This window comes from Kitasatospora viridis (assembly GCF_007829815.1).
Lineage (GTDB): Bacteria > Actinomycetota > Actinomycetes > Streptomycetales > Streptomycetaceae > Kitasatospora > Kitasatospora viridis.
The window spans coordinates 5,997,211-6,022,198 of sequence record NZ_VIWT01000001.1 but is presented as its reverse complement, the minus strand read 5'-3'; the positions used below and the strand labels follow the sequence as shown (position 1 = coordinate 6,022,198).

25 protein-coding genes are annotated in these 24,988 nt (G+C 74.1%); 9 read left to right on the top strand and 16 right to left on the bottom strand.

All coding sequences use genetic code 11. The features are described from left to right. Positions 1 to 52 precede the first annotated feature (52 nt). A complete protein-coding gene (locus tag FHX73_RS26870; RefSeq protein ID WP_145907885.1) occupies positions 53 to 655 on the top strand; it encodes a TetR/AcrR family transcriptional regulator in 603 nt (200 codons plus the stop codon). A 45-nt stretch (positions 656 to 700) separates the two neighbouring features. On the opposite strand, the gene FHX73_RS26865 is transcribed toward FHX73_RS26870, so the two are convergent. Further along, positions 701 to 1,336: an NADPH-dependent FMN reductase gene (locus FHX73_RS26865; protein WP_145907884.1), complete on the bottom strand. Its 636-nt coding sequence runs from the start codon at positions 1,334 to 1,336 to the stop codon at positions 701 to 703. A gap of 103 nt (positions 1,337 to 1,439) precedes the next feature. Between FHX73_RS26865 and FHX73_RS26860 the strand changes: the two genes are divergently transcribed. Then, entirely contained in the window at positions 1,440 to 2,297 is an 858-nt protein-coding gene (locus tag FHX73_RS26860; protein ID WP_145907883.1) for a helix-turn-helix domain-containing protein, read from the top strand. Positions 2,298 to 2,304: 7 nt separating this feature from the next. Here FHX73_RS26860 and FHX73_RS26855 read toward each other — a convergent pair whose 3' ends face one another. From FHX73_RS26855 to FHX73_RS26820, 8 genes are all read right to left on the bottom strand, one after another. Then, positions 2,305 to 3,144, bottom strand: coding sequence for a hypothetical protein (locus tag FHX73_RS26855; protein WP_145907882.1), 840 nt, complete (start codon positions 3,142 to 3,144; stop codon positions 2,305 to 2,307). Next, positions 3,141 to 4,895: a GMC family oxidoreductase gene (locus tag FHX73_RS26850; protein ID WP_145907881.1), complete on the bottom strand. Its 1,755-nt coding sequence runs from the start codon at positions 4,893 to 4,895 to the stop codon at positions 3,141 to 3,143. Before FHX73_RS26850 ends, FHX73_RS26855 begins: the two co-directional genes overlap by 4 nt. Continuing rightward, complete coding sequence (locus FHX73_RS26845) at positions 4,892 to 5,245, bottom strand: hypothetical protein (protein ID WP_145907880.1); 354 nt, start codon at positions 5,243 to 5,245, stop codon at positions 4,892 to 4,894. Before FHX73_RS26845 ends, FHX73_RS26850 begins: the two co-directional genes overlap by 4 nt. A 151-nt stretch (positions 5,246 to 5,396) precedes the next feature. Next, the gene (locus FHX73_RS47325; protein ID WP_145907879.1) at positions 5,397 to 5,819 is read right to left on the bottom strand and encodes a MarR family winged helix-turn-helix transcriptional regulator; all 423 of its coding nucleotides are present in this window, start codon (positions 5,817 to 5,819) and stop codon (positions 5,397 to 5,399) included. Positions 5,820 to 5,892: 73 nt separating this feature from the next. Next, on the bottom strand, positions 5,893 to 7,365 hold the full coding sequence (locus tag FHX73_RS26835) for an MFS transporter (protein ID WP_281292707.1): 1,473 nt from the start codon (positions 7,363 to 7,365) through the stop codon (positions 5,893 to 5,895). 173 nt (positions 7,366 to 7,538) lie between these two features. Further along, complete coding sequence (locus FHX73_RS26830; protein WP_145907878.1) at positions 7,539 to 8,756, bottom strand: arylsulfotransferase family protein; 1,218 nt, start codon at positions 8,754 to 8,756, stop codon at positions 7,539 to 7,541. A 305-nt stretch (positions 8,757 to 9,061) separates the two neighbouring features. Further along, positions 9,062 to 9,664: an RNA ligase 1 family protein gene (locus FHX73_RS26825; RefSeq protein ID WP_145907877.1), complete on the bottom strand. Its 603-nt coding sequence runs from the start codon at positions 9,662 to 9,664 to the stop codon at positions 9,062 to 9,064. A gap of 2 nt (positions 9,665 to 9,666) precedes the next feature. Continuing rightward, on the bottom strand, positions 9,667 to 10,581 hold the full coding sequence (locus FHX73_RS26820) for a GNAT family N-acetyltransferase (protein WP_145907876.1): 915 nt from the start codon (positions 10,579 to 10,581) through the stop codon (positions 9,667 to 9,669). 134 nt (positions 10,582 to 10,715) lie between these two features. On the opposite strand from FHX73_RS26820, the gene FHX73_RS26815 reads away from it, so the two are divergent. After that, entirely contained in the window at positions 10,716 to 11,243 is a 528-nt protein-coding gene (locus FHX73_RS26815; RefSeq protein WP_145907875.1) for a carboxymuconolactone decarboxylase family protein, read from the top strand. Between the two features lie 21 nt (positions 11,244 to 11,264). Here FHX73_RS26815 and FHX73_RS26810 read toward each other — a convergent pair whose 3' ends face one another. The 5 genes from FHX73_RS26810 to FHX73_RS26790 form a co-directional block, all read right to left on the bottom strand. Next, complete coding sequence (locus FHX73_RS26810) at positions 11,265 to 12,056, bottom strand: alpha/beta fold hydrolase (protein WP_145907874.1); 792 nt, start codon at positions 12,054 to 12,056, stop codon at positions 11,265 to 11,267. Then, on the bottom strand, positions 12,053 to 12,637 hold the full coding sequence (locus FHX73_RS26805) for a TetR/AcrR family transcriptional regulator (protein WP_145907873.1): 585 nt from the start codon (positions 12,635 to 12,637) through the stop codon (positions 12,053 to 12,055). Before FHX73_RS26805 ends, FHX73_RS26810 begins: the two co-directional genes overlap by 4 nt. 70 nt (positions 12,638 to 12,707) lie before the next feature. Next, a complete protein-coding gene (locus FHX73_RS26800) occupies positions 12,708 to 14,036 on the bottom strand; it encodes an aminotransferase-like domain-containing protein (protein ID WP_145907872.1) in 1,329 nt (442 codons plus the stop codon). A gap of 120 nt (positions 14,037 to 14,156) precedes the next feature. After that, positions 14,157 to 14,840, bottom strand: a complete 684-nt coding sequence (locus FHX73_RS26795; RefSeq protein WP_145907871.1) for a response regulator — start codon at positions 14,838 to 14,840, stop codon at positions 14,157 to 14,159. Continuing rightward, positions 14,837 to 16,054 (bottom strand): sensor histidine kinase, encoded by a 1,218-nt coding sequence (locus FHX73_RS26790; RefSeq protein ID WP_211786258.1) that lies wholly within the window; start codon positions 16,052 to 16,054, stop codon positions 14,837 to 14,839. Before FHX73_RS26790 ends, FHX73_RS26795 begins: the two co-directional genes overlap by 4 nt. 142 nt (positions 16,055 to 16,196) lie before the next feature. On the opposite strand from FHX73_RS26790, the gene FHX73_RS26785 reads away from it, so the two are divergent. From FHX73_RS26785 to FHX73_RS26770, 4 genes are all read left to right on the top strand, one after another. Next, positions 16,197 to 16,925 carry an ABC transporter ATP-binding protein gene (locus FHX73_RS26785; protein WP_145907870.1) on the top strand — a complete coding sequence of 243 codons (729 nt, stop codon included), beginning with the start codon at positions 16,197 to 16,199 and terminating at the stop codon, positions 16,923 to 16,925. Further along, positions 16,922 to 19,321: an FtsX-like permease family protein gene (locus tag FHX73_RS26780; RefSeq protein WP_145907869.1), complete on the top strand. Its 2,400-nt coding sequence runs from the start codon at positions 16,922 to 16,924 to the stop codon at positions 19,319 to 19,321. The genes FHX73_RS26785 and FHX73_RS26780 overlap by 4 nt, the downstream gene beginning before the upstream one ends. A gap of 97 nt (positions 19,322 to 19,418) precedes the next feature. Next, entirely contained in the window at positions 19,419 to 20,081 is a 663-nt protein-coding gene (locus tag FHX73_RS26775) for a LysE family translocator (RefSeq protein WP_145907867.1), read from the top strand. A gap of 27 nt (positions 20,082 to 20,108) precedes the next feature. Further along, entirely contained in the window at positions 20,109 to 21,110 is a 1,002-nt protein-coding gene (locus FHX73_RS26770; protein WP_246213739.1) for a tetratricopeptide repeat protein, read from the top strand. 7 nt (positions 21,111 to 21,117) lie between these two features. Here the strand turns inward: FHX73_RS26770 and FHX73_RS26765 are convergent, their stop codons facing one another. Together FHX73_RS26765 and FHX73_RS26760 are read right to left on the bottom strand one after the other, a co-directional pair. Further along, positions 21,118 to 22,233, bottom strand: coding sequence for a DUF6745 domain-containing protein (locus FHX73_RS26765; RefSeq protein WP_145907865.1), 1,116 nt, complete (start codon positions 22,231 to 22,233; stop codon positions 21,118 to 21,120). 55 nt (positions 22,234 to 22,288) lie between these two features. Further along, the gene (locus FHX73_RS26760; protein ID WP_145907864.1) at positions 22,289 to 22,615 is read right to left on the bottom strand and encodes a hypothetical protein; all 327 of its coding nucleotides are present in this window, start codon (positions 22,613 to 22,615) and stop codon (positions 22,289 to 22,291) included. Positions 22,616 to 22,814: 199 nt separating this feature from the next. Between FHX73_RS26760 and FHX73_RS26755 the strand changes: the two genes are divergently transcribed. After that, on the top strand, positions 22,815 to 23,753 hold the full coding sequence (locus tag FHX73_RS26755; protein WP_145907862.1) for an STM4015 family protein: 939 nt from the start codon (positions 22,815 to 22,817) through the stop codon (positions 23,751 to 23,753). Beyond that, a complete protein-coding gene (locus FHX73_RS26750) occupies positions 23,734 to 24,972 on the top strand; it encodes an STM4014 family protein (RefSeq protein WP_170305036.1) in 1,239 nt (412 codons plus the stop codon). The genes FHX73_RS26755 and FHX73_RS26750 overlap by 20 nt, the downstream gene beginning before the upstream one ends. Positions 24,973 to 24,988: the final 16 nt, after the last annotated feature.

The window sequence follows — 24,988 nt, the reverse complement described above, 5'->3', positions numbered from 1 at the left end:
TACATGTGTATCACAGCATGATACGGGTGTACCACGAGGGAGGCCCGGAACCATGAACGCACGCGTCGATCACGAGGAACGCCGCCGACAGATCGCCGAGGCGCTGCTGCGGATCGCCGACACCGAGGGCCTGCAGTCGGCCAGCATGCGCGCCGTCGCCGCCGAAGCCGGCGTCTCACTCCGGCTGGTGCAGTACTACTTCACGACCAAGGAGGGGCTGCTGCTGGACGCACTCGCCCGGCTCGGCGAGCAGCTCCGGGCCCGGATGGCCGAGTGGATCAGCGCCGCCGGCACCCCGCCCACCCCGCGCAGCACCATCACGGCGATCCTCTCCTGCATCCTCCCCACCGACCCGGAGAGCCGCCGGATCGCCCGCACCTACGCCGCCTACTACACCCTCGTGCTGAACGACCCCGCGCTGCTCGCCAAGCACGGCACCGCCCAGCCCGACCTGCTGGAGGGCTACCTCGCCGGGCAGATCCGGGCCGCCCAGCAGGACGGCGGGATCGCCCCCGACCGGGACCCCGACGCCACCGCCGCCGGGCTGGCCGCCATGGTCAACGGCCTGGGCTCCAGCGTGCTGGGCGGCCAGCGCGACGGCGACGCGGCGCTGGGCATCCTCCGGTACCACCTCGACGAGCTGTTCTCGCACTGACACCGGCTCAGCCGGCGCTCGGACCGACGCCGGTCGCACCGGCCGTCACGCCGGGTAGGGCGCCGCCGCGCGGGCCGTCCGCAGTGCGTCGGCCCACCAGGAGAGCTGGTCCAGCAGCGTCTTGGCGTACCCGGCCGACTGCCCGTCGAGCGGCGCGCCGTCCTGCCAGCCGGTGAAGTACATCGGGAAGGCCAGGCCGTCCCGGATGGTCACCGCGTGCAGTTCGGTGAAGACGTTCTCCAGGTGCAGCACCGCGTGCCGCCCGCCCGCCGCGCCGCCGTAGCTGACGAAGGCGACCGGCTTGGCCGTCCACTGGGTGAAGTGCCAGTCGATTGCGGCCTTCAGCGAGGCCGGGTAGCTGTGGTTGTACTCGGGGGTGACGACCAGGAAGGCGTCGGCGGAGTCCAGGGCGGCGGTCAGCGGGGCCAGGCCGGCCGGGCGGGGGTAGGCGTCGCCGGCGAACTTGGGCGACTCGGCGGGCAGCGCCAGCGGCACGTCGTAGTCGGCGAGGTCCACCACCTCGACCTCGAACCCGCCGTGGGCGGCCGCCTGTTCGGCCACCCAGGAGGCCACCACGGGGCCGAACCGGCCCTCCCGGACGCTGCCGACGATGATCACGAGCTTCGGGTTCGTGTTCTGGTTCTTGTTCTGGTTCTTGTTCGTGTTCTCGTTCGTGTTCATGGCCACCACTGTGCTGCGCCGCCCGGACGGCAACCAGGCCGCGCTCAGGCTGGCCCCGGCAGGGCCACGCTGAGCCGGACCGGGCCGCCCTATGCTCCCTGACATGGGATCACCACTGGGGGACTTCATCCGGGCCAAACGGGACAGCATCCAGCCGGAGGCGCTGGGACTGCCGGAGCGCGGGCGCCGACGCTCGCCCGGGCTGCGGCGCCAGGACCTGGCCGCCCGGGCCGGGGTGAGCGTGGAGTACCTGACCCGGATCGAGCAGGGCCGCGACCGCAACCCGTCGCCCCCGGTGGTGCACGCGATCGCGGACGCGCTCAGCCTGGACGTGCCCGAGCGGGCCCACCTGCGCTACCTGGCGAAGATCAGCGGCGGCGAGTGCGCCGGGCACACCCGGCCGGAGCCGCCGCCCCGTCAGGTGCGCCCCGCGCTGCTGGAGACGCTGCGGCTGCTGGAACCGGGCGTGGCCGTGGTGGCCAACCGCCTGGGCGACGTGCTCGCCCACACCGACGGCTTCGCGGCGGTGATGGCGGACAGCGGGCTGCTGGAGGCCGCCGAGCCCAACCTCACCCGCTACGTCTTCACCGATCCGCGCGCCCGGGAGTTCTTCGCCGACTGGGACGCGGTGGCCGACGAGCAGGCCTTCGACCTCTGGCTCGGGCCCACCGTGGCCAACTCCGAGTGGCTGAGCAGCGAGCTGGCGCCGGTCGCCGGCCCCGAGTTCACCCGGCGCCTGAACCTCCACCAGGTACCGGCCCGTGGCCCCCTGCGGCTGGCCCACCCGCAGGCCGGTCCGCTGGCCTTCGACCGGGAGGTGCTCGAAACCGCCGACGGCTCGCAGCAGTTGGTGGTCTTCCTGCCGGCCGACGAGGCGACCGAGCAGGCCCTGGCCCAGCTCAGCCGAGGCCGAGACCGGGACCGGGACCGGGCCCGGGTCCGCACGCTGCGAGCCGTCTGACGTCCCGTCAGCCAGCCTCGGTCGGCAGGTAGTAGGCGCGCAGGTGGGCCGCGACCGGGGCGGACTGGTAGGTCCAGACCCCGGCCGGGGCAGCCGTTCCCAGCAGGTCGCCCAGCAGCTGTCCGACCTCGCTGCCGGGGTCGGTCAGGTCGAGCCGCACCCGCTCGGCGGCGTCGGCCCGGTCCGCCAACAGCCGGAGCTGGAAGGGCTGGTAGACGTTCATCGGGCCGGCCAGCAGGCGTCCCTGCTCATCGGTGCCGTAACCGGTGACCGGAGCGGTGACCACGGGCTCGGTCTCCAGGCCGGCCAGGTCGGCGCGCAGCGTGAAGCGGGTCTCCTCGTCGACCTTTCCGCTGATCTCCCAGGTCCGGTCCTCGGACGGCCCGTTGAGCGAGGGCATGGAGACCTCGAAGCTGCCGGGGTGCTTGGGCTCGGCGTAGAGCCGGCGGCCGGCGTCGATCGCGTGCGGGTTGTCGCAGAGCACGTGGATCCGGGCGATGCCGAGCAGCTTGGTCTGGTCGTAGCCCCGGGCGTAGTCCCGGTAGCCCAGCTCCGGCAGCCGCCCGGCGCTGCCGCGCGGGCGGGCGATGACGTTGACCTCGACCTCCTGGGTCATGCCGCCGCCGAACGGGTACTGGGCGAAGTACAGCTGGTAGTTGACCGAGACGCAGGCCCGCCCGTCCTCGAAGGTGGCTGCCTCCAGGGCCGGGTGACGCTTCGCCAGCACCGCCCGGGCCGGCTCCGGGTCGACCAGCCAGTCCACCCCGATCATGTGCAGCGCCCCGTAGTGGAAGGGGAGTTGGTAGGGCTCGGCGACCGGGGGCAGCGGCAGCGGGCGGTTCGTCACGGGCGTTCCTCCGGCGATCGGGTGCGGGCCGGCTGGGCGGGCCGGCGCGCTCGGGTCAGGTCGTGGTGCATCCGGTCGGCGCTGCGCAGGGCGAGCGCCGCCATGGTGAGCGAGGGGTTGGCGGTGGCGACGCTGGGCATGCTGCCGCAGCCGACGGCGTAGAGGTTCGGGTGGTCCCAGCAGCGCTGCCACTCGTCGACCACCGAATCGCCGGGCGCCGCCCCCATCACGTGGGTGCCCGCGCCGTGGCCGGCCGCCCGGTAGGCGTAGCGGCGACCCTGGTGCTCGAAGGCCCCCGGCCAGAGCGGGCCGGGCGCGAACTCGGTGTGGTCCTCGGCGCCGAGCAGCGCCATCAGCTGCTCGGAGACCGCGAAGGCGGAGGCGAAGCCGCGCTTGACCCAGTCCGAGAGGTCGTAGTGCACGGCGGGGCGGGGCAGTCCGAGCGGGTCGCGCAGCGTCGGGTGCAGGGTGACCCGGTTGCTCGGCACCGCGTCCTGCTCCAGCTCGAACTGGAAGGCGAACTCCCGCCCGACCCGGTCGCCGACCGCGCGGCGCAGCTCGGCCCCCAACAGGCCCTCGCGCAGCAGCCCGGCCACCCGCTGCTCCGGGCCGCCGAGCGCCCAGCTCCAGCCCCAGTTGCCGATCTCCACCCGGAACGGCGCCCGGCGCGCCCGGGCCGCGCCGAACCGGAAGCCCTCCAGGCCGGTGGTGGAGCCGGGGCCCCGGTACGGTCCGACCTGTCGGGGCATCAACCCCCAGGTGAGCAGCACCGGATGGTCCATCAGGTTGCGCCCGACCTGGTCGCTGCGGTTGCCCGCGCCGGAGAGCAGCAGCAGCCTGGCGTTCTCGACGGCGTGCGCGGCCAGCACCACCAGCCCGGCCGTGACCCGCTCGACCGGGCCCGCGCCCGCCGCGTCGTGGCGGCGGTACTCGACACCGGTGGCGCGGCCGGTGCCGTCCAGCGGCACCCGGGTGACCACGGCGCGGGTGACCAGGGTGACCGTCGGGCTCCACCGCGCCTGGGTGCGCAGCGGGGTGTACTTGGCGTGCGAGGGGCAGATCGGCACGCAGCTGGCGTGGCCGGCGCAGCGCGGTCCGCCCTCGGCGGTGGTGTTGCGGGCGTGCGGGGTGGTGGTCACCCGCAGCGGCGTGGGCGCCCCGGCGGCCGGGTCGTGCGCGGTGCGGCCGTCGAAGGCCCCGGCCATCACCGTGTCGAGGTGGCTGTGCCGGACGGCCGGCATCGGGAAGCGGTACTGCTCCGGCATCGGCAGGCCGACCGCCGCGCGCTGCTCGGCGGCGTCCGCGGCGACGCCCAACTCGGCCTCGGCGGCCTGGTAGTAGGGCTCCAGCTGGTCGTAGCCGATCGGCCAGTTGCGCCCGTGCCCGAAGTCGCCGGCCCGGAAGTCCTCGGGGTGCATCCGGGGTGCGAGTCCGGTCCAGACCAGACCGGTGCCGCCGTTGGCCCGCAGGTAGCCGGAGGCGTAGGGCAGCGGGCCCTGCTGCACCAGGTGGCCCTCCCCCGGCGGGCGGGAGAGGTCGAGCACGTCCGCCGAGGGCGCGTACGGCGCCGGGGCGTAGGGCGAGTTCGGGGTCTTGAAGACGGCGGAGCGGAAGCGCTCCAGCGAGGCCGGCTCGGGCTGCCCGGGCCCGGCCTCCAGCACCAGGACCCGCCAGCCGCGCGCCCCGAGCTCCTTGGCGACCAGGCTGCCGGCCATCCCGGCGCCGACCACCACGGCGTCCCAGCGGCTCACCGCGCGGCCCCCGGTCCCAGCGACGGTGGGGCGGACCAGCTGCCGTAGCCCGCCGGGTCGGTGGCGGGCGCCCGGACGCCGATGGTGCGCCAGACCAGGGCCTGCCGGTAGGCCTCGCCGGAGACCAGCTCCGGCTCGTCCGGCCAGCCGCCGACGTACCAGAGGTGGGCCAGGTCCGCCGCCGCCGCGCCCGAACGGTCCGTCAGCAGCGCGCGCAGTGCCGGCTCGCCGAGGCGTTTGACCGTCAGCTCCAGGTAACCGTCCGCCAGTCCGGTCCGTCGCAGCTGCGCGGCCGCGAAGCCGGTCAGCTCGGCGGACAGCGCGAGGAACTCCTCCTCGGTGACCGTCATCCCGCCCTCCCCTGCGGATCACCATGCACATGATGATCTTCGGGGGGATCCTTCCTCCCGGGCGACGCGCGCAAGCCTCACACCGGGTGTCGCCTGGGTCACACCCGACGGCGGGTCAGGCCCGGAGTGCACGCCGGGGCGTGCCGTCGGCTCACGGCGCCAGCTTGGCCAGCAGGGCGTCCAGCTCGGCCATCTCGGCGGCGGGCAGCGCGACCAGCGCCTGCGGCGGCCGGGTCAGGATCGCGCTCGCCAGCTCGGCCAGCTCGCGGCCCTGCTCGGTCACCGTGACCACCTTGACCCGGCGGTCGTCCGGCGCCGTGGTGCGCACCACCAGGCCGCGCCGCTCCAACTCGTCCACGATCACGGTGGTGTAGGGCTTGTCCACCACCAGCTCGGCGGCCAGCTCGCTCATCCGCATCGGCTGCCGGGCCAGTCGGCGCAGCGCCCGGACCCGGGCGAAGCTCAGCCCGGTGGCGTCCACCACCTCGCGCCGGCGGTTGTCGGACTCCAGCACGAGGTGCGCCATCCGCTGGTAGATCCGGGTGGCGGTGGCGCGGTGGGCTTCGTCGTTCATGCCATCTCGTTCATGTCACTGCGTTCACGTCGCTGCGTTCATTGCCGCTGCGTTCATCTCACTGCGGTCTGGCTCAGGTGTTCACGCCGGTGCTGACGGGTGTCCGACGGTCCGTCGGTTCGAGCGACTCGGCGACCCGGGTGGCCGTCCGCACCGCGCGTTCACCGGTGGACAGGATACCGAGCACCACCACGACCAGGCCGAAGCCGACGATGATCCACCAACCGGCGTGGCTGGCCGAGGCGAACCCGGTGCGCAGCGGTCCGTGCACGCTGGAGACCACCACCGAGACGATCACCGCGACGCCGAGCGACTGCCCGGTCTGCCGGCTGGTCGAGGCGACGGCCGCCGCGACCCCGGCCTGACTGCGCGGCATGCCGGAGACGGCGGTGTTGGTGATCGGCGCGTTGATCATGCCGAAGCCGATCCCGAAGACCACGTAGGCCGCCATCAGCCGGGCCACCGGCATGTGCGCGGAGAGCCCGCTGAGCAGGACGCCGCTGACCGCCATCGCCGTCCCGGCCACCAGCAGCGGCGGGCGCGGGCCCCGGCCGCCGACCAGCCGCCCGGAGATCGGCGAGCAGACCATCGCCATCACGGCCATCGGCAGCACGTAGAAGCCGGCCTTCATCGCGCTGTACCCCAGCACGTCCTGCAGGTAGAGGGTGTTGAGGAAGAGGAAGCCGGCCAGCGAGGCGAAGCCGCAGACCGCGATCACCGTGGCGCCGGCGAACGGCACGCTGCGGAAGAACCGCGGGTCGATCAGCGGCTCGGCGCAGCGCGACTCCCAGAGCACGAAGGCCACCGCCGCCAGCGCGGCGACCACGAACGAGCCGATGGTGCGCGGCGTGGTCCAGCCCACGTGCGGCGCCTCGATCAGGGTGAAGGTGACCAGGCCGAGCAGCACCACCATCAGCAGCTGGCCCAGCGGGTCGGGCCGGCGCGCCTTGGCGGCCCGCGACTCGGGCACGAAGCGCTGGGCGAGGGCCATCGCGGCCAGGCCCACCGGCAGGTTGATCCAGAAGATCGCCCGCCAGCCGACGCTGCCGACCAACAGCCCGCCGATCACCGGCCCGAGCGCCATGCTCACTCCGGCGACCCCGCCCCAGACGCCGATCGCCCGGGCCCGCTCACGCGGCTCGGTGAAGGTGTTGGTGATGATGCCCATCGCCACCGGGTTGAGCATCGAGCCGCCGGCGGCCTGCACCACCCGGGCGGCGATCAGCCAGCCGAGCCCGGGCGCCAGGCTGCAGAGCAGCGAGCCCAGGGTGAAGAGCGCCAGGCCGATCTGGAAGGTGCGCCGCCGCCCGATCCGGTCACCGGTCGAGCCGGCCAGCAGCAGCAGGCTGGCGATCACCACCGTGTAGGCGCTGATCACCCACTGCAGCCCCGAGACGGAGGCGTTGAGGTCGTGCTGGATGTCGGGCAGCGCGACGTTGACGATGGTGTTGTCGATGCCGACGACGAACAGGCTCATGCAACAGATCGCGAGGATCAGCGTCCGGCGCTGTGCTGCGCCGGGCTGGTCCGTACTGGTTTCCGCCACGGGTCCCTCCCCGTTTGGTTAACTATCCACAATAGTTACGACTATACAACCAACTTTCGGTGCCGGGCGAACGTCGGGGAAGGCCAGGGAAGCCAGGGAAAGCCGGGGAAACACCGAGGCCCGGGCGGAGCACGGTGGCTCCGCCCGGGCCTTGGGGGCTTACTGCGGCAGGCCTACTTCCACGGGAAGCGGTAGGCGCGGTAGGTGTTCACCCCCGCCGGGAACTGCGCGTCGAAGAGCACCCGGCCGGAGCGGTCGAACTCCGAGACGTACGGCAGCGAGCCCCAGCCCACGAAGGTGTGCCCGCCGCGCAGCGGCTGCGCGTTGCCCTGCGAGGAGGCGCTGAGCCCGTACGGCTGGTCCTCGGTGCGCACCACGGTGGCCCGGTGGGTGCGCGGGTCGAGCTGGACGGTGACCACCCGGCTGTACGGGAGCTCCTCGACGGCGCCGGCGCCGGTGTTCGCCACGCCCGCCGACTCGTTGTCGAAGAAGCTGTAGCGGCCGCCGCCCAGCGGCTCCGGGTCGTGCTGCCAGCTGAACGGCGCACCGGCGTCGTTGAGTTGCGTGCCGTTCGCGGTGTGCAGGGTGAACGAGCTGGCCTTGCCGCCGAGTTGCCAGTTGATCCGGCCGCTGCGGCGGTCCACCTGGTAGGTGGTCCAGGTGTTGCGGGCGTCGACCAGCAGGCTGCCGTCGGTGTCGAGCTTGACGGCGTTGACGTGGAACCAGTCCCAGGGCTGGTCGGCCGAGGCCGGCAGCGGCTGCTCGCTCTGCGCGTACGGCACGTGGTCGGCGCTGTTCCACTGGAAGAGCACCTTGCCGGTGCGGATGTCGACCTCCTGCACCACCCCGTCGATCACCTTCTGGTTCGCCGGGCCGCCGATCGAGCGCAGGTCGGCGGTGGTGACGGAGTAGGCCAGGATCAGCGCGGTGTTCTGCGGGGTGATCAGGAACTCGTGGCCGTCGGCGGTGTAGCCGTTGCCCGCGTGGACCTCGGCGATCTTGCGGTAGTGCTCGTCGTAGATCTCGTCCACGCCGCTGGCCGGGCCGCCGAGTCCGGTGCCCTGCCACCAGGTGAGCACCGGGCGGCCCTCGTAGGTCTGCTTGCGGAAGTCGGCCGCCTCCTGGCCGGCCGGCACCTGGTGCGACCAGACCACCCGCTTGCCGTCGTGGCTGAGGATCTCCACCCCGCTGGCGTAGGCGCTGTTCGCCGAGATGGGCGAGAGGAAGATGTCGCCCGCGGCGGTGCCCGGACGGTCGGTCAGCACCTGGACCGGCGGGAGCGGACGGGTGTCCGCCGGGGCGGCCGTGGTGGCGGCGCCGGCGGGCAGCGCGGTGGCGAGCACGGCGGCGGTGGCCGCGCCGAGAACGAGGGCAGGGCGGAGCTTGGGCATGACGGAACCAGGCTTTCGGATAGCGGCAAAAAGGGTTCACGCAGCGTCAACCGGCGCGGCAGGGCGCAGGGTTGACGTGCGGAAGGAAACCCGGAACGGGCCGGAGGAAAGGAGAGGGGCGCGCGCTGCTCAGCAGGCGCGACAGGCAGCGGAACAGACTCGCAGGAGGTCGATGTGACCGCGAGTCGTGAGTGCCAGGGAGTACCGCTGCATGCCGGGGAAGCTAGTCGCCGCGCCCACGGACCGTCAACCGCCTGTCCGGATCCTGGTCTTTGCCGTCCGGATCGTGGAACCGGCCGCGTCCGTCAGCCGAAGTCGCGCGCCTTCAACTTCGCCATCCGGCCGTCCGGGTGGTGGAAGACCAGCCCCTCGGCGCCGCTCTCGGCGGCCAGCGCGAGCACGAAGTCGCGCAGCGCGGCGTGCTCGCGCTGCGGCACGGGGAGCACCTCGGCCTCGGCGTGCCGGACCAGCCCGTGGGTGGTGCGGCGCTCCGGGTTGCCGTTCAGCTTGGGGCCGACCAGCTCGTAGGTGCCCGGCACCAGGTCGGACCGGTCCGCCGGCGCCTCGGCGTGGGACTCCAGTGCGTCCAGTGCTTCGGCGTGGAACTGCAAGGCCTCGGCGTGGAACTTGGCGAACGGCGACTGCGCCATCGGCTCCCAGCCCATCGTCTTGCCCGTCACCGGGTCGGTCTCCACCGGCAGGTAGCCGGCCGGGGCGGCCTTTCCGGGCTTCACCTCGCGCCGGGCCCACCAGGCGCCGGACTCGTCCAGGCGCACGCAGGTGCCGTCGTACTTGCGGGTCGCCACGCCCTCGCCGGCCAGCACCCACTCGCAGCCGGGGTTGACCTCGGCGGTGACCCGGGCCCGGTCCTCGGGATCGCGGCGGAACAGGGTGGGGATCTTGCGCATCGTCAGAACTCCTTGCGGTAAACGGTGGAGGCGTGGCGCACCCGCATGCCCACCCGGAGGTAGAGGTCGAGCGCGCCGGTGTCGGAATGGGTCCAGAGCGTGCAACTGCGCTGCCCGGAGCGGTAGGAGGCCCGGAAGGCCCGGGTCAGCAGGGCGCGGGCGATGCCCCGGTGGCGGTGGTCGGCGCGCACCGCGAGCTGCTCCAGGTAGCCCTCGCCGGTCTCCGGCAGGTCCAAGGCGACGGCAGCGCCGACCAGTTCACTGTCGGCGAAGGCCAGCGGGGACAACTCGGCTGCGAAGCTGGGGCGTTCGACGGTGTGCTGGGCCCACTCGTGGTACGGCTTGCGCCGGGGCTGCCAGTCGGCGAACGCGTCCTCCAGCAGCCGGTGCACCTGCCGCTCGTCGCCGGAGTGGAACGGCCGACAGGTCACCCCGGGCGGCAGGGCCGACACGGCCGGCTCCTCGGCCATCGCGAACTCCAGCAGCCAGGAGGTCACCGCGGCGCGGTAGCCGCGGGAGCGGACGATCGCGCCGCCCGCCGCGTCGCCGTCCGGCACGATCTGCACCACGGCCGCCGTGCCCGCCGCGCGGGCGCGCGCCTCGACCCAGTCGAGCAGCGCCGGGCCGAGCCCGCGCCCGCGGTGCGCGGGGTGCACGTCCACCTCGCTGCGGCGGTCCACCCAGGCGCGGGCGGCGAGCCGGCCGTCCGCGTCGTGCACCAGCAGGGTGTCGGCCGCAGGGCGCAGGCCCGGCCGGGCGAACACGGCCGCCACCGCCCCCTGGTCGGACTGCGCCCGCCCGTAGAGCTCGCGCTCGCAGGCGGCGAGCAGCGCGTGGATCGCGGGCACGTCGGCCTCGGTGGCGGGCCGGGCGCGGTAGTCCGGCGGCAGGGCGGGGGTGGGCACGGGGGTCGGCATGCTCCGACTCTTCCGTCACGGCGCCGGCGGGACAACCGAATAACTTCGCCCGCGCTGTCACATCCCGGTCCGACGCTCCGTCAGTGCTGTGTCCGCAACGAACGAGAACCCACGAGAACGAGGGAACACCGCTGATGAGCACCGAGATCACCACCGCCGGGACCGTCACCGCCACCGGAACCGTCACCACCGCCGCCTCCCGCCTGCCCAACCCCGCCCGGCTCGTGCCCGCCCTCGGGCCGGTCGGCGGCGCCATGTACAAGGCGGTCAGCAGCGGGGTCGTCCCGCAGCGCACCATCGACCTGCTCCAGCTGCGGGCCGGCCAGATCGTCGGCAACACCTACCTCACCGTGATGCACACCACCAGCCTGCGCACGACCGGTGAGACCGAGGAGCGGATCACCGCCGTCGCCTCCTGGCAGGACGCCCCCTACTTCACCCCCGAGGAGCGGGCCGCCCTGGCCCTGACCGAGGCGGTGCTGCAGCCCAACCCGCACGGCGAGCGGGTCAGCGACGAGCTCTTCGCCGAGGCCTCGAAGGTCTACGACCCGACCGCGCTCACCACCCTGGCGCTCGCCATCGGCCAGGTGAACTTCTACGTCGCCCTCGCCGTGATCGGCAAGCCGCTCCCGGGCCTCAAGCCGTCGGAGCAGTGGACCTGACGGTTCGTCAGTCCGGCTCCGTCAGGCCGTCAGGACCTGCCGGAGCCGGTCGCCGAACTCCGCCGGGTGGGTGCTCAACCCGACGTGGCCGCCCGGGAAGAGCACCGGCTCCCGACCCAGCCGGGCGGCCAGCGACTCGGCCGCCCGGCACGGCAGTTCACCGTGCGACTCGGCGCCGACGGCCGGCACCACCCGGTCCCCGAGCGAAGCCAGCCGCCCGAGATCGGGCCGGTGCACCATGAAACTCGGCACGATCCGCCCCACGAAGTACCCCATCGCCGTCGCCAGCCGCGGCGGCAACTCGCCCACCTGCACCGGCTTCCCGTCCCGGCTCAGCCCCGTCGCGAGCGCGGCCACGGCCGCCGGCACGCCCTCACTGCGCCACACCTCCCGCACGCCGGCCACCATCGCCCGCTGGGCCCCGGCGTCCGGCAGCACCTCGACCAGCGGCGGCTCGTGCGCCACCACCCGTGCCACCCGCCCGGGTTCGACGCACGCCAGGTGCAGCGCGACGATCGCGCCCGAGCTGGCCCCGAAGACCCGCACCGGCTCACCGGGCGCGACCAGGTCGAGCAGCCGGGCCGCGTCCTCGGCGTGCTCCGCCACCCGCTGCTCGGCGTCGGCCTCGTCCAGTGGGCTGCGCCCGATCCCGCGCGGATCGTAGGTCAGTACGGTGTGATCCACCGTCAGCCGGTCCAGCACTGCGGTGAATCCGGCCGCTCCGCCGGTGCCGCCGGGGATCAGCAGCAGCACCGGGCCCGCGCCGTGCACCTGGTAGTGCAGCGTCGCCCCGGGCACCCGCAGCTCGCTCATCGCTCCTCCGTCACGGGCCAGTTCTCCAGCAGGGCGTGCAGCGCGTCCAGGGCCCGCAGCCAGGAGTCCTCGGCCGGGCGCTGGTGGGCGAAGCCACCGGCCGCCTCCAGGGCGACGAAGCCGTGGAAGGTGCTGCGCAGCAGGCGCACCGCGTCGGTCAGGTCCGGCTCGGCGAGCCGGTAGCCGCGCAGCAGCCCGCAGGTCAGCTCGACGGCCAACCGGGGTCCGGGGGCGGCCTCGACCAGCTCGGGGTCGATGTCGACCGTGAGCTGGGTGGCCAGGTAGCGCCCCGGGTGCCGGTGGGCGTACTCGCGCCAGCCGTTCGCGTAGGCCACCAGCGCGTCCTTGCCCGCGCGGCCGGCCATCCGGTCCGCCATCAGGCGGGTCTTCTCGTCCGCCGCGAGCAGCGCGATCCGCCCGCGCAGGTCGTCCAGGCCGCGCACGTGGGTGTACAGGCTGGCGTCCTTCACCCCGAGCCGGCGGGCCACCTGGGCCATCGTCAGCCGGTCCAGCCCGATCTCGTCCGCCAACTCGGCGCCCGCGAGCGTCACCCGCTCCGCCGTCAGTCCGGCCCTCGCCATCGGTCCCCTCCCATGGTGATCCTAGGAGCCCTAGGTTAAACCTAGGACCCCTAGGAACGCCAGTGCGGGATCACCACAGCTCCTCCGGCGTGCTCGCCGCGATCCGGGCCAGCGTGCCCAGCGCCTCCCGGAGCACCGGCAGCGCGGGCGAGGCCAGGCCGACCCGCACGGCGTTCGGGGTGCTGCGCGGATCCGCGGCGAAGGCGGCGGCGGGCGTCACCGCGATGCCGTGGCGCGCCGCCGCGGCGACGAAGGTCTCGGCCCGCCAGGCCCGGGGCAGCTCCCACCAGAGGTAGTACGAAACCGGGTCGGAGCGCACCGCCCGGCCCGCCAGCAGCCGACGGGCCACCAGCTGACGCTCCGTCGCGTCCGCCCGCTTCGCCCCCTCCACCGCCGCCACCGTGCCGTCGCCGACCCAGCGCACCGCCGCCTCCAGCGCGAACCCGCTCGGCGCCCACCCGCCGGAGCGCAGCGCGGCCGCCAGCCGCTCCCGCAGGCCGGCGTCCGGCACCACCGCGAACCCCGTGGTGAGCCCGGGTGCCAGCCGCTTCGACAGGCTGTCCACCAGCACCGTGCGCTCCGGCAGCAGCGCGGCCAGCGCCGGGCGCCCGGGGTGCAGGAAGGACCAGATGGCGTCCTCGACCACCGGCAGGTCGAGCCGCCGCAGCTCCCCCGCCAGCCGCTCGCACCGCTCGGGCGACAGGCTGGCACCGAGCGGATTGTGCAGGCGCGGCTGGAGGTAGACGGCGCGCAGCGGGGCGCTCCGGTGGGCCGCGGCCAGCGCCTGCGGCAGCACGCCCTGCTCGTCCACGGCCAGCGGCACCAGGGCGATCCCGAGCCGCTCGGCGACCGCCTTGACCACGGGGTAGGTGAGCTCCTCCACGCCCAGCCGCTGCCCGGTCGGCACCAGCGCGCCGAGCGCGGCGGCCAGCAACTGCCGCCCGCTGCCCGCGAAGAGCACCTCCTGCGGCGCGGCCTCCACCAGCCCCGCGAAGGCCCGCCGCGCCGCCGCCGTGCCGGCCACGCCGATCGGGCGCAGCGCCGCCTCCAGCGCGTCCGGGCGCAGCAGCGGGGCCAGCCCCGCGGCGAGCAGCGCGGACTGCTCGGGCACCACCGGGTAGTTGAGCTCCAGGTCCACCCGGTCCGGGGCGGCCGGCTCGGCGAGCGCGACCGGCTGCTCCGCGCCGGGCCGGCCCGCCCGGACGAAGGTGCCGCGCCCGACCTCGCCGACCACCAGCCGACGGCGCGCCAGCTCGCGGTAGACCCGCCCGGCGGTGGAGGCGGCGATGCCCCGAGTGCGGGCGAAGGCGCGCTGGGTGGGCAGCTGCTGACCCGGGCGCAGGCGCCCGTCGGCGATGGCGGCGGCGACCTCGTCGGCGAGCAGGCGGTAGTCGTCCATGGGAGACCTCTGTGACGGAACTGACGGAACTGACGGAACTGACGGAGCTGACGGAGCTGACGGAGCTGACGGAGCTGACGGAGCACGCTGGTTCGCGAGCACGGGCGCGGGCGATGGTGTCTACCGTCTGCGCGGCACGAGTCCGGCCTCGAAGGCGGTGATCGCCAGGTGGACGCGGTCCCGGGCTTCGAGCTTGGCGAACAGCCGCGCGACATGCGTCTTCGCGGTCGCCACGCTGATCACCAACCGCTCGGCTATCTCGGCGTTCGACAGCCCCTGTCCGACCAGTGCCAGCACCTCGCGCTCGCGGCCGGTGATCCCCGCGAGGAGACGCGGGTCCGCGGCCGGCTCGGCGTCCGGTCCGGGGGCCGCGGAGCCGGACGTTCCGGCGAAGTCCGCGATCAGCCGGCGGGTCACGCTCGGCGCGATCAACGCGTCGCCGGCCGCCACCACGCGGATCGCGTCCAGGATCGCGTCCAGAGCCATGCTCTTGAGCAGGAATCCGCTGGCCCCGGCGCGCAGGGCGCCGTAGACGTACTCGTCGTCGTCGAAGGTCGTCAGCACCAGCACCTTGGGCGGGTCCGGCTCGGCGGTCGCCCGCCGGGTCGCCTCGATCCCGTCCATGGCCGGCATCCGGATGTCCATCACCACGACGTCCGGCCGCAGTTCACGCACCAGGCGCACCGCCTCGCGGCCGTCGCCGGCCTCGCCGACCACCTCCAGGTCGTCGGTGTCGCCGATCAGGATCGCGAGCCCGACCAGCATCAGCGGCTGGTCGTCGACCAGCAGTACCCGCACGCTCATGCCGGAATTCTCGCAGCCACCCGGAACCCGCCCTCCGGGCGCCGGCCCGCGGTGAACTGGCCGGACAGCAACGTCACCCGCTCGCGCATGCCGAGCAGGCCGAAGCCGCTCCCGCCGGCCGCCACCGAGTGTCTCGGACGGCCGGGTCCGCCGGGGCCGTCGTCCCCGTCGTCGACCACCTCGATCGTCACTCCGGTCGGCTCGTAACCGACCGCGACCCGGCAGGTCCGCGCACCGGAGTGCCGCACCACGTTCGTCACCGACTCCTGGACGATCCGGAACGCCGACAGCTCGATCTCCGGCGGCAGCGGGCGCTGCTCGCCCCGCCAGGTCACCTGCACCCGCACCCCGGCGTCGGCCGTGCGTTCGGCGAGCCGCGGGACGTCGGCCAGGCTGCCGCCCGGCGCCAGCGGAGCGGCCTGCGGCACGGCGTCGTCGGGCTCGGCGCGGCGCAACGCCCCGAGCATGCGCTGCAGCCCGAGCAGCGTCTCCCGGCTGGTGGTCTCGATGCCGGTCAGCGCCTGCCGCGTCTGCTCGGGCTTGGTCTCCACGACCCGCGCCGCCGCTCCCGACAGCACCGTGATGATCCCGATGCTGTGCGCGACGCTGTCGTGCAGCTCGCGGGCGATCCGCAGCCGCTCGGCCATGACGGCGTGGGCCGCGGTCTGCTCGTGCAGGGCGTCGAGGTACTCGCGGCGTTTGCGGTACACCACGCCGAAGACCCACGCGACCGCGAACAGGAACGCGAGTTGCCCGGCCCGCGGGGCCGCGTCGCTGATGGACTCCCAGGGGGAGACGAGGGTGCGCTCGACGAAGTCGGTCGCGACGGCCGCGACCGAGCCGACGGCGGCGGCTGCCGGCCGCCGGGCGGCGAGGTGCCCGGCCAGGAGCAGGAGCAGGGGGAGCTCGATCCAGGGCCGCGCGCCGAAGAGGTCGCCGAGGGCTGCTTCGCCCAGGATCGCCGCGAAGGCCGCCGTGGGCAGCCGGCGCACCAGCAGGATCGGAACGGCGAGCACGAGGCAGAGACCGATCATCTGGTCGGGCCAGAAGTCGGGGAACCGGAGGGGCGGGCCGTCGTAGCGCCGGAGCTGATGGACCGGCAGCGTCCAGAAGAGCATCAGCGCGTAGAAGCCGGTGGCGGCCAGCAGCACGGCCCGCGTCGTCAGCCAGGTCACGGGGGCCGATGTCGAGAAACGCCGGAGCAGCTCTTCCATACGGGGATCGTATTGACCGGCGTCGGCTCCGCGCGTCACCCCGGGGATGTACGCAGGGGTAGCCGCCGGGCCGATGGCCTGGGGGAGAGTCACATCCGCCGGCCGATGCGGCGGATCACGGTCCGTTCCTAGGTTCGTGGCCATGACGAATGAGCCGATAATCGATCTCCAGGACGCGACGAAGAAATACGATGACGGCCCGCCCGCGCTGGCCGGGGTGACCTTGACCGTGGCGGCTGGTGAGTGCGTGGCGATCCTCGGCCATTCCGGCAGCGGCAAGTCGACGCTGCTGAACCTGGTCGCGGGTCTGGACAAGCCCTCCAGCGGCACCGTGACCGTCAACGGAACCCGGGTCGACCAGCTCGGCGAGGCCGGTTCGGCGAAGTACCGGCGGGCTTCCATCGGCATGGTCTTCCAGTTCTTCAACCTGCTCGACGACCTGACGGTGCTTGACAACGTGATGGTTCCGGCGCAGTTGGCCGGGATGGGCAAGGGCGAGGTGAAGCGGCGGGCGACCGAGCTGCTCGCCTCGCTGGGCATCGACCGGCACGCCAAGGCCTACCCGCAGCGGCTGTCCGGCGGTCAGCGGCAGCGGGTGGCGGTGGCCCGGGCCCTGATGAACCGGCCGGCGCTGCTGCTGGCCGACGAGCCGACCGGCGCGCTGGACTCGCAGTCGGCCGAGGACGTGCGCCGGCTGCTGCTGGACCTGAACGCCGAGGGTCAGACCATCCTGCTGGTGACCCACGACACCCGGCTGGCCGCGAACACCGCGCGACGCACGATCGAGCTGGTGGACGGTGCCGTGGCCCGGGACGTCGTCAACACGGTCAGCGGAGCCACCTCCAACAGCCCGGCGGGAGCGGGCCGATGAGCGCCCTGGGCAAGGTCGTGCGCTCCGGCGTCGGCCGGCGCCGTGTGCAGTCCCTCGTGATGGCCCTGACGACGTTCGCGGCCGTCACCTCCTCGGTGCTCTCGCTCGGTCTGCTGGCCGTCGTGCAGGCCCCGTTCGAGCACGCCTTCAAGGCCCGCCACGGCGCGCACCTCTCGGTCCAGTTCGACGGCTCGAAGGCCACTGCCGCGCAGGCGGCCGCCACCGCGCACACCACCGGCGTCACCGAGGCGTCCGGGCCGTACCCGGTCACCGCCGCCCTGAACACGACCTACGGCGCGGACTGCACCGCGAACATCGCCCCGGGCATGCCGCAGGCCGGTCGCGCCGCCGGGTCGGTCGTCGCCAGCACCCGGCCCGAGCTGGCCGGCACCTCCGGCCTGGACCAGCTGGCCCTGGCACAGGGCAGGTGGCCGACCAGCGCGAATGAGATCGTCCTGCGTTACTGGGACCGTCTCTGCCCAAGCGGTTCCGTGGTGTTCGACTCGCTGCCGGGCAAGCCCTCGTTCAAGGTCGTCGGCCTTGCGAACTCGCTGACCGACACCGCCACCGGCTTCCTCACCACCGACGGCTTCGCGCGGCTGACCGCCGCCGGCGCCGAGACCGACGAGCAGATGCTGTACCGGTTCGCCGAGTCCGGGACCGACGCCGACCTCGCCACGGACAAGCAGGCGATCACCGCCGCCGCACCGGCCGGCTCGGTCGAGAGCGGACAGACCTACCTGGCCGCGGAGAAGCAGGCGGTCGGCACCGCGAAGTCCTACGTGCCGTTCCTGGTCGTCTTCGGCGTCCTCGGCCTGTTCCTGTCGGTGCTGATCATCGCGATCGTGGTCAGCGGCGCGGTGGTCTCGGGCATCCGGCGGATCGGGATCCTGAAGTCGCTCGGCTTCACCCCCTGGCAGGTGGCCCGCGCCTACGCCGCGCAGGCCCTGATCCCGGCGGCGATCGGCGTGGTGGGCGGCACGCTGATGGGCAACCTGCTGGCCGTTCCGGTCCTGGGCGACGCCAGCAAGGACCTCGGTGCCACCAGCACCGGTCTGCCGGTGTGGGTCAGCCTCGTCGTGCCGATCGGCACCCTGGTCATCGTCGGTGTCACCGCGCTCGTCCCGGCACTTCGGGCCGGCCGCATGCCGGCGGTGCGGACCCTGGTCGTCGGCCGCGCCCCGAAGGCCCGGCGCGGCCAACGCGCGCAGCGCCTGGCGAGCAGGCTGCCGCTGCCCCGGCCGATGTCGCTGGGACTGGCCCAGCCGTTCGCCAAACCGGCCCGGACCGTCCTGGTCGGCGCCGCAGTGCTGTTCGGCGCGGTCAGCGTCACCTTCGCGACGGGGCTGGAGACCACGTTCACCAACTACATGGACACGGGCACCGCCGGCTTCCGCGCCGGGGCGATGATCGTGGTGCCCGCCGGCACGCCCACCGGGTTCCACTCCGCCGGCGGCCCTGCCGAGCCCCACTTGGACTCCACCGGAGTGGCCGCCGCGCTCGCCTCGATCCCGGGCACGAAGGCCGCGTTCGGCTGGGGCGACAGCGGCGCGACCGTGATCGGGGCGCCGACGGGGGACTACACGACGGTGGACACCACCACCGGCGACCTGTCCTGGACCAACCTGGAGCTGCTGCACGGCCGTTGGTATCAGAACCCCGGCGAAGCCGTGGTCGACGACCACCTGGCTTCGACTGTCGGGGTGCACGTCGGCGACATCGTCACCGTGGCGCAGGACAACAAGCGACTGCCGCTGCGGGTCGTCGGCATCGACTTCGACGCCAGTGGCAACGGGGTCGTGATGACCGACAATGCCACGTTCACCGCCGCCGGCCTGACGCCGTACATCAGCCAGTTCAACGTCGAGCTGGCCGACAACGTCAGCGGCTCCACCTGGTCCGCCTCGGCCGCCGCCGCGCTGACCCCGCTGCACGCCGAGGCCACCCCGATCATCACGTACCCGAACCTCACGGTGCTCACCATGGTCGCCCTGGTGGCCACCCTCACGCTGATGATGATCGCGGTCGCCGCGCTCGGCGTGCTGAACACCGTGGTGCAGGACACCCGGGAACGGATCCACGACCTGGGGATCTTCAAGGCCCTCGGGATGACGCCCAGGCAGACCATCGCGATGGTGCTGACCTCGGTGAGCCTCACCGGCCTGATCGCCGGGCTGGTCGGGGTCCCGATCGGGATGGCGGTGGAGCAGGTGACGCTGACTCAGATGGTGAGCGCGCTCGGCAGGAACCTGCCGTCGGGCGTCACCCACGTCTACACCACCGGGACACTGCTCCCGCTGCTGGCCGGCGGGATCGCGATCGCCCTGCTCGGAGCACTGCTGCCGGCCGGGTGGGCGGCGCGCTCCCGGACCGCCACTGCACTGCGGACCGAGTAGCGCTGATCGCGCGTCGTGGATCCCACGCGCCGAGCGGATTGCACCGAGTGTAAAGTCATCATTGCACCGAGCTCCGACTCGGCCCTAGCCTCGCCACATGGACGCGCTCACCTCAGCCGTGGACACCCAGGGCGTGCTCGGCCTCGCCGCCGTCGCCCTGGGCATGGTCCTCACCCCCGGCCCGAACATGATCTACCTGGTCTCCCGCTCGATCGCCCAGGGCCGCCGCGCCGGACTGCTCTCCCTGGCGGGCGTGGCCACCGGCTTCCTGGTCTACCTGACGGCCGTCACCGCCGGCGTCGCCACCCTCTTCGCCGTGGTGCCGCTGCTCTACACCGCGCTCAAGCTGGCCGGCGCCGGCTACCTGCTCTACCTCGCCTGGCAGGCCGTCAAGCCCGGCGGCACCGCCGTCTTCGCGCCCCGGGAGCTGCCGCCGGACCCGCCGCGCAAGCTCTTCGCGATGGGCTTCCTGACCTGCCTGCTGAACCCCAAGATCGCCATCATCTACGTCTCGCTGCTGCCACAGTTCGTCGTCCCCGCGCGCGGCCACGTGGCCGCGCAGAGCTTCGTGCTCGGCCTGACCCAGATCGCCGTCGCGGTCACCGTCAACGGCCTGATCGCCCTCGGCGCGGGCAGCATCGCCGGCTTCCTCGGCCGCCGCCCGGCCTGGCTGCGGATCCAGCGCTACGCGATGGGCACCGTGCTGGGCGGCCTGGCCCTGCACATCGCCGCCGACCGGGCGAAGGCGGTGGCGGCCTGACGGGCCGTGCCCCGCTACCCTCTGACGGTGTCGAACCGAACCGTCGTAGCCGCAGCGGCCCTCGCCCGGGTGCTGGCCCACTGCGGGGACAGCCCGCAGGCCGCCCTGCACCACCTGACGGGCGCCGTCGCCGAGGCGCCCCAGGACCCCGAACCCTATGCGGTGCTCGCCGAGTGGTGGCGTGACCGCCCCGCCGAACTGGCCGCGCTGCTCAAGGACGGCGGCACGCTGCCGACCGTGCTGGCGCAGTCCTACGTCGACTTCCTCCGGGGCGACCCGGACGGCGCGGCGCTGGCGATCGGGGCGGTCACCGGCGCGCGGCCCGACATCGCCTGGGCCGCCGCGCCGTGGTTCGGGGACCAGCGGTTCCTCGGCGCCGTGAGCGCCGACGCGCTGGCCGAGGCCGCGATGCGGACGATGGACCACGGCCACGGCCTGGACAGCGACGACATGCGGGACCGGTTCCGGCCCTGGCTGCACGCCGTCGAGGCGGTCTCCGCCCGTGAACCGCGGCCGGAGGCGCTGGCCAGGATGGCGATCCTGCTGCGGGCCTGCGGGCTCACCGACGAGTCCCTGGCCCTCTGCGACCGGGCGGACGCCGTCGAGCGGGTCATGCTGACGGAGGTCGTGCGGGCGGGCACCTGGCGCAGGCTGGGCGACCCCGAGCGGACCGCGGCGGCGTTCGAGCGGGCCATCGCCCTGGATCCGGCCAACTGGTCGCTCCACCTCGACCTGGCCGACGTGCGGGCCGAGCAGGGCGATTTCGCCGCCGCGGTCCGACACGTCGACCAGGGGCTCCTCCACGAGCCCGCCGAGCCGACGCTCCGTGCCGCCGGGGCCGCCTACCGCGCACGGCACACCGGCGCGCCCGCCGACCTGCGCGAGCTCATCGAGCTGGCCCCGCAGCTGCCGGCCGACTCCTACCGGGACCTGCTGATCGACCGCGCCTGCGCCGGCCCGGGCCTGCCGGCCGACCTGCTGGCGGCCGCCCGCCGGCTCCGGAACGGTCCGGGCCCGGAAGCCGTCTGACGCATCGTCAGGTCTCGCGCTGCGGCCGGTACTGGTCCGCCGTCAGTCCGAAGGTCCAGGCCACGCCCTCGCGGGCGGTGCCGGTGGTCGGCGGCACCCGCAGCCAGTAGGTGCGGAAGCTGCCGTCCGGCTCGGCCGTGGAGTTGACCACCTCGACCATCACCACCGGCTCGTCGTCGTCGAGTTGGATCCGCCACAGCACGCCGGTCTCGTCGCGGTGCAGCGGCTCGGCGGCGGAGTCGGCGAGGTAGCGGTCGTAGCCGTAGTGCTCCAGCATCACCCGGCGCAGCTCGGCGTTCTCCTCCTCGCGGATCCGGGCCGGGGTGAGGTCGCCGAGGTTGGCGAGGAAGTCGGCCGGGACCGGCATGCCGTGCCAGGCGTGCAGGGCGAAGCCGTCCGGGTAGGCGAGCGCCGGGCCGTCGGGCCGGTCCAGCCGGCCGGCCTCGTCGCGATGCAGCTCGGTCGGCCGCTCGCAGAGCAGCACCAGGCGCTCGTACGGCCACCACCAGCCGGCGCTGCGGGACAGCTCGGCGAGCGGGGCGAGGCCGGCGTCCACCTCGCCGGCCGCGTCGAAGGCGGCGAGCCAGGCGGCGTCGTGCTGGCCGAGCACCGCGTCCAGCAGCACCTGGCGCACCGGGCCGACCGCCGACTGCCGGTCGCCGTGCAACCGCTCGGCCACGCCCGCGCGGATGCGATCGGCCAATGCCTGCCCGGTGGGCCAGAGTTCACCGCCGGTCACCGACCAGAGCGCGGACCAGCCGAGCGGGCCGAGGCGCTGGTGCGCCCGGCGCCGGGCCCGCTCCCAGGGGGCGGTGCGCACCTGCTCGCGCACCGAGCGGCCGGCCTCGGGCAGTTCGGGCAGCCGGGCGACCTGGTCCCAGCCCGGGCAGCCGCGCAGCTTGTCGGCCCGCCCGGTGAGGTGCAGCGCGGCGGCGGCCGCCTGGAGCGGGGAGTCGAACCAGAGCACGGCCGGCTCCTCGACCACCCCGGCCGCCCGGTAGGCGGCCAGCACGGCCCGCTCGGCCCGGGCCCGGTCGGCGGGCCCGGTGGCCGCGCCGACGGTCCGCCAGTCGCGGACCGCGTCCGCCCCGGGGCGGGGTCCGGCCTGCTGGGTCGCTGTCACGTCGTGCTTCCTCTCGATCGCCTGTCGTGTGCTCAACTGACGGTGGGTGCCGGGGTCAGTCCGCGACGACCCGCACCGCGCCCGGGGTGTACTCCCGCTGGCGCACCACCCGGTACCAGCCCTTGGGCAGCGGGATCGCCGCGTGTTCCTCGTGCACCACCCGGCCGCCCTCCGGCAGGTGCAGCCAGGCCGGTGCGAACGGGCCCGGCTCGCGCAGCAGTTCACCGGGGCCGACGATCGCGTGGGCGTGCCCGGTGACCTCGCCGAGCGCCAGCACCAGCCGCCCGCGGGCGTCCCTGGGCTGCGCGGCGAAGCCGCTGGCCGGGCCCGGCGCGGCGCTCTCGGGGACCGGCACGATCAGCACGTCGCCCTGTCGGTACATCACGTCTCCTTCGCCGGCGGCGCGTGTCCCGCGCCACTCACGACTCGAACGCTAGGCGAGCGCGCTGACAACGCCCGCACGGCGGGTCGGGGTCCCGGTGGGGCCGTGGTGCGGGATGAGTCGGTGGGGGCTGCGTCGGTGGGGGCTGATAGGAAAGGACCCGATCAAGGACCCCGATCCACCGCCCAGGAGAAGCGCCATGGCGATCAGTGAGCACCTGAAGGAGTTCCACGGACTCCCGGTCCACGACCTGTTCCCCGACACCGGCGGCCCGAAGGGCAGGCAGCCCGCGCCCGAGGCGGCGGCCTGGCGGGTCGCGGTCAGGTGCTACGAGGACGGCCCCGGCTTCGCCGACCGCTGGCAGCAGTTCCTCGACACGGTCGACACGGAGCGGATCACCGCCGTGGTGATCGGCCCGTGGTTCGAGGACGGCGAGGAGCCGCTGACCGACTCGCTCGCCCTGATCACCGCCAGCGCCGACCGGTTCCCGAACCTGCGGGCGCTCTTCATCGGCGACGTGGTCTACGAGGAGCACGAGCTCTCCTGGCTGCACATGGCCGACATCACCCCTGCCCTCACCGCCTTCCCGCAGTTGGAGGAGCTGGTGGTGCGCGGCGGCCAGGACCTGGTGCTGACCGAGGTGCGGCACGAGCGGCTGCGCGCCCTGCGCCTGGAGACCGGCGGCCTGCCGGGCGGCGTGGTGCGGGCCCTCGGCGCCTGCGAACTGCCGGCGCTGGAGCGGCTGGAGCTCTGGCTGGGCGTCAGCTGGTACGGCGGTGACGCCACGGTGCCCGACCTGGCGCCGTTCCTGGACGGCTCGCGGTTCCCGGCGCTGCGCCACCTCGGCCTGGAGGACAGCGAGTTGGCGGACGAGATAGCCAGCGCGGTGGCCGGGGCGCCGGTGGTCGCCCGGCTGGAGAGCCTGAGCCTGGCCATGGGCACGCTGACCGACGAGGGCGCCACCGCGCTGCTCTCCGGCCAGCCGCTCACCCACCTGCGGGCCCTGGACCTGCACCACCACTTCCTCAGCGACGAGATGATCGAGCGGATCCGGCTCGCGCTGCCCGAGGCCGAGGTCGACCTGAGCGAGCAGGAGCGGGAGGAGGGGGAATGGCGCTATGTGGCCAACGGCGAGTGAGCGGACGGCCGGTGGGCGGCTGCTGAGCCCCGAGCGGCTGCTGAGCCCCGGGCGCCCGCTGGCCGTGGTCGGCCACCCGGGCCACCGGCGGGTCACCCTCTTCGCGGCCGCCGCCCGGGCCGCCGGGCTGCCCACGCCCAGCGTGCTGCCCTGGCGGGAACTGCTCGGCGGCGAGGTGCGGTTGGCGCCCGACACGGTGGTGCGGGTCGACTCCCCCGGCGAGGACGAGACGGTCGACCGGCTGCTGCGGGGCGCCGCCTTCGGCCCGGACAGCGAGGGCTCCGGCCCGGACGGCCACCGCGCCGGCCCGAGCGGCCACCGCGCCGGCCCGCGCGGCGGCTACGCGCCGACCCGGGTCGAAGGCGGCGCCGCCTGGTACCGGGGCGTCACCGGTGCGCTGGAGCGGCTGGCCGCCACCGTCCGGGCCACCCCCGGCGCCCGGCTGCTCGGCGACCCCGCCGAGATCGCCACCATGTTCGACAAGCGGGCCACCCATCGGCTGCTCTCGGCAGCCGGGGTCCCGGTGCCGGCGGCCCTGGACCAGTGCGCCGGACCGGTGCGCGACTGGGCCGACCTGCGCGAGCGGCTGTCCGCCGCCCGCCTGCGCCGGGTCTTCGTCAAGCCCGCGCACGGCTCCTCGGCCAGCGGTGTGCTCGCCCTGGAGTTCGGCCCGCGCGGGCAGGTGCAGGCCACCACCTCGGTGGAGCTCACCGGCGGCGAGCTGCACAACTCGCTGCGGGTGCGCCGCTACCGGGACGAGTCCGAGGTCGCCGCCATCGTCGACCGGCTGGCCCCGGACGGCCTGCACGTCGAGCGGTGGATCCCCAAGGGCGCCCAGCGCGGCCGGACCGCCGACCTGCGGGTGGTGGTGATCGCCGGCCGGGCCACCCACGCGGTGGTGCGGACCAGCGGCGGTCCGCTGACCAACCTCCACCTCGGCGGCGCCCGGGGCGAGTTGGCCCTCGCCGTCGAGGCGGCGGGGGCCCGCTGGCCCGAGCTGCTGCGGGTCTGCGAGCAGGCCGCCGCCTGCTTCCCGCACGCCCCGATGGTCGGCGTCGACCTGCTACCCGGCACCGACTGGCAGCGCTTCCACGTCGGCGAGGTCAACGCCTTCGGCGACCTGCTGCCCAACCTCACCGGCCTGCCCGGCACCCCCGCCGAGGGCCTGGACACCCACCAGGCCCAGCTCGCCGCCCTCCTCCGGAACACCGTGATATGACGCACCATCAGACAAC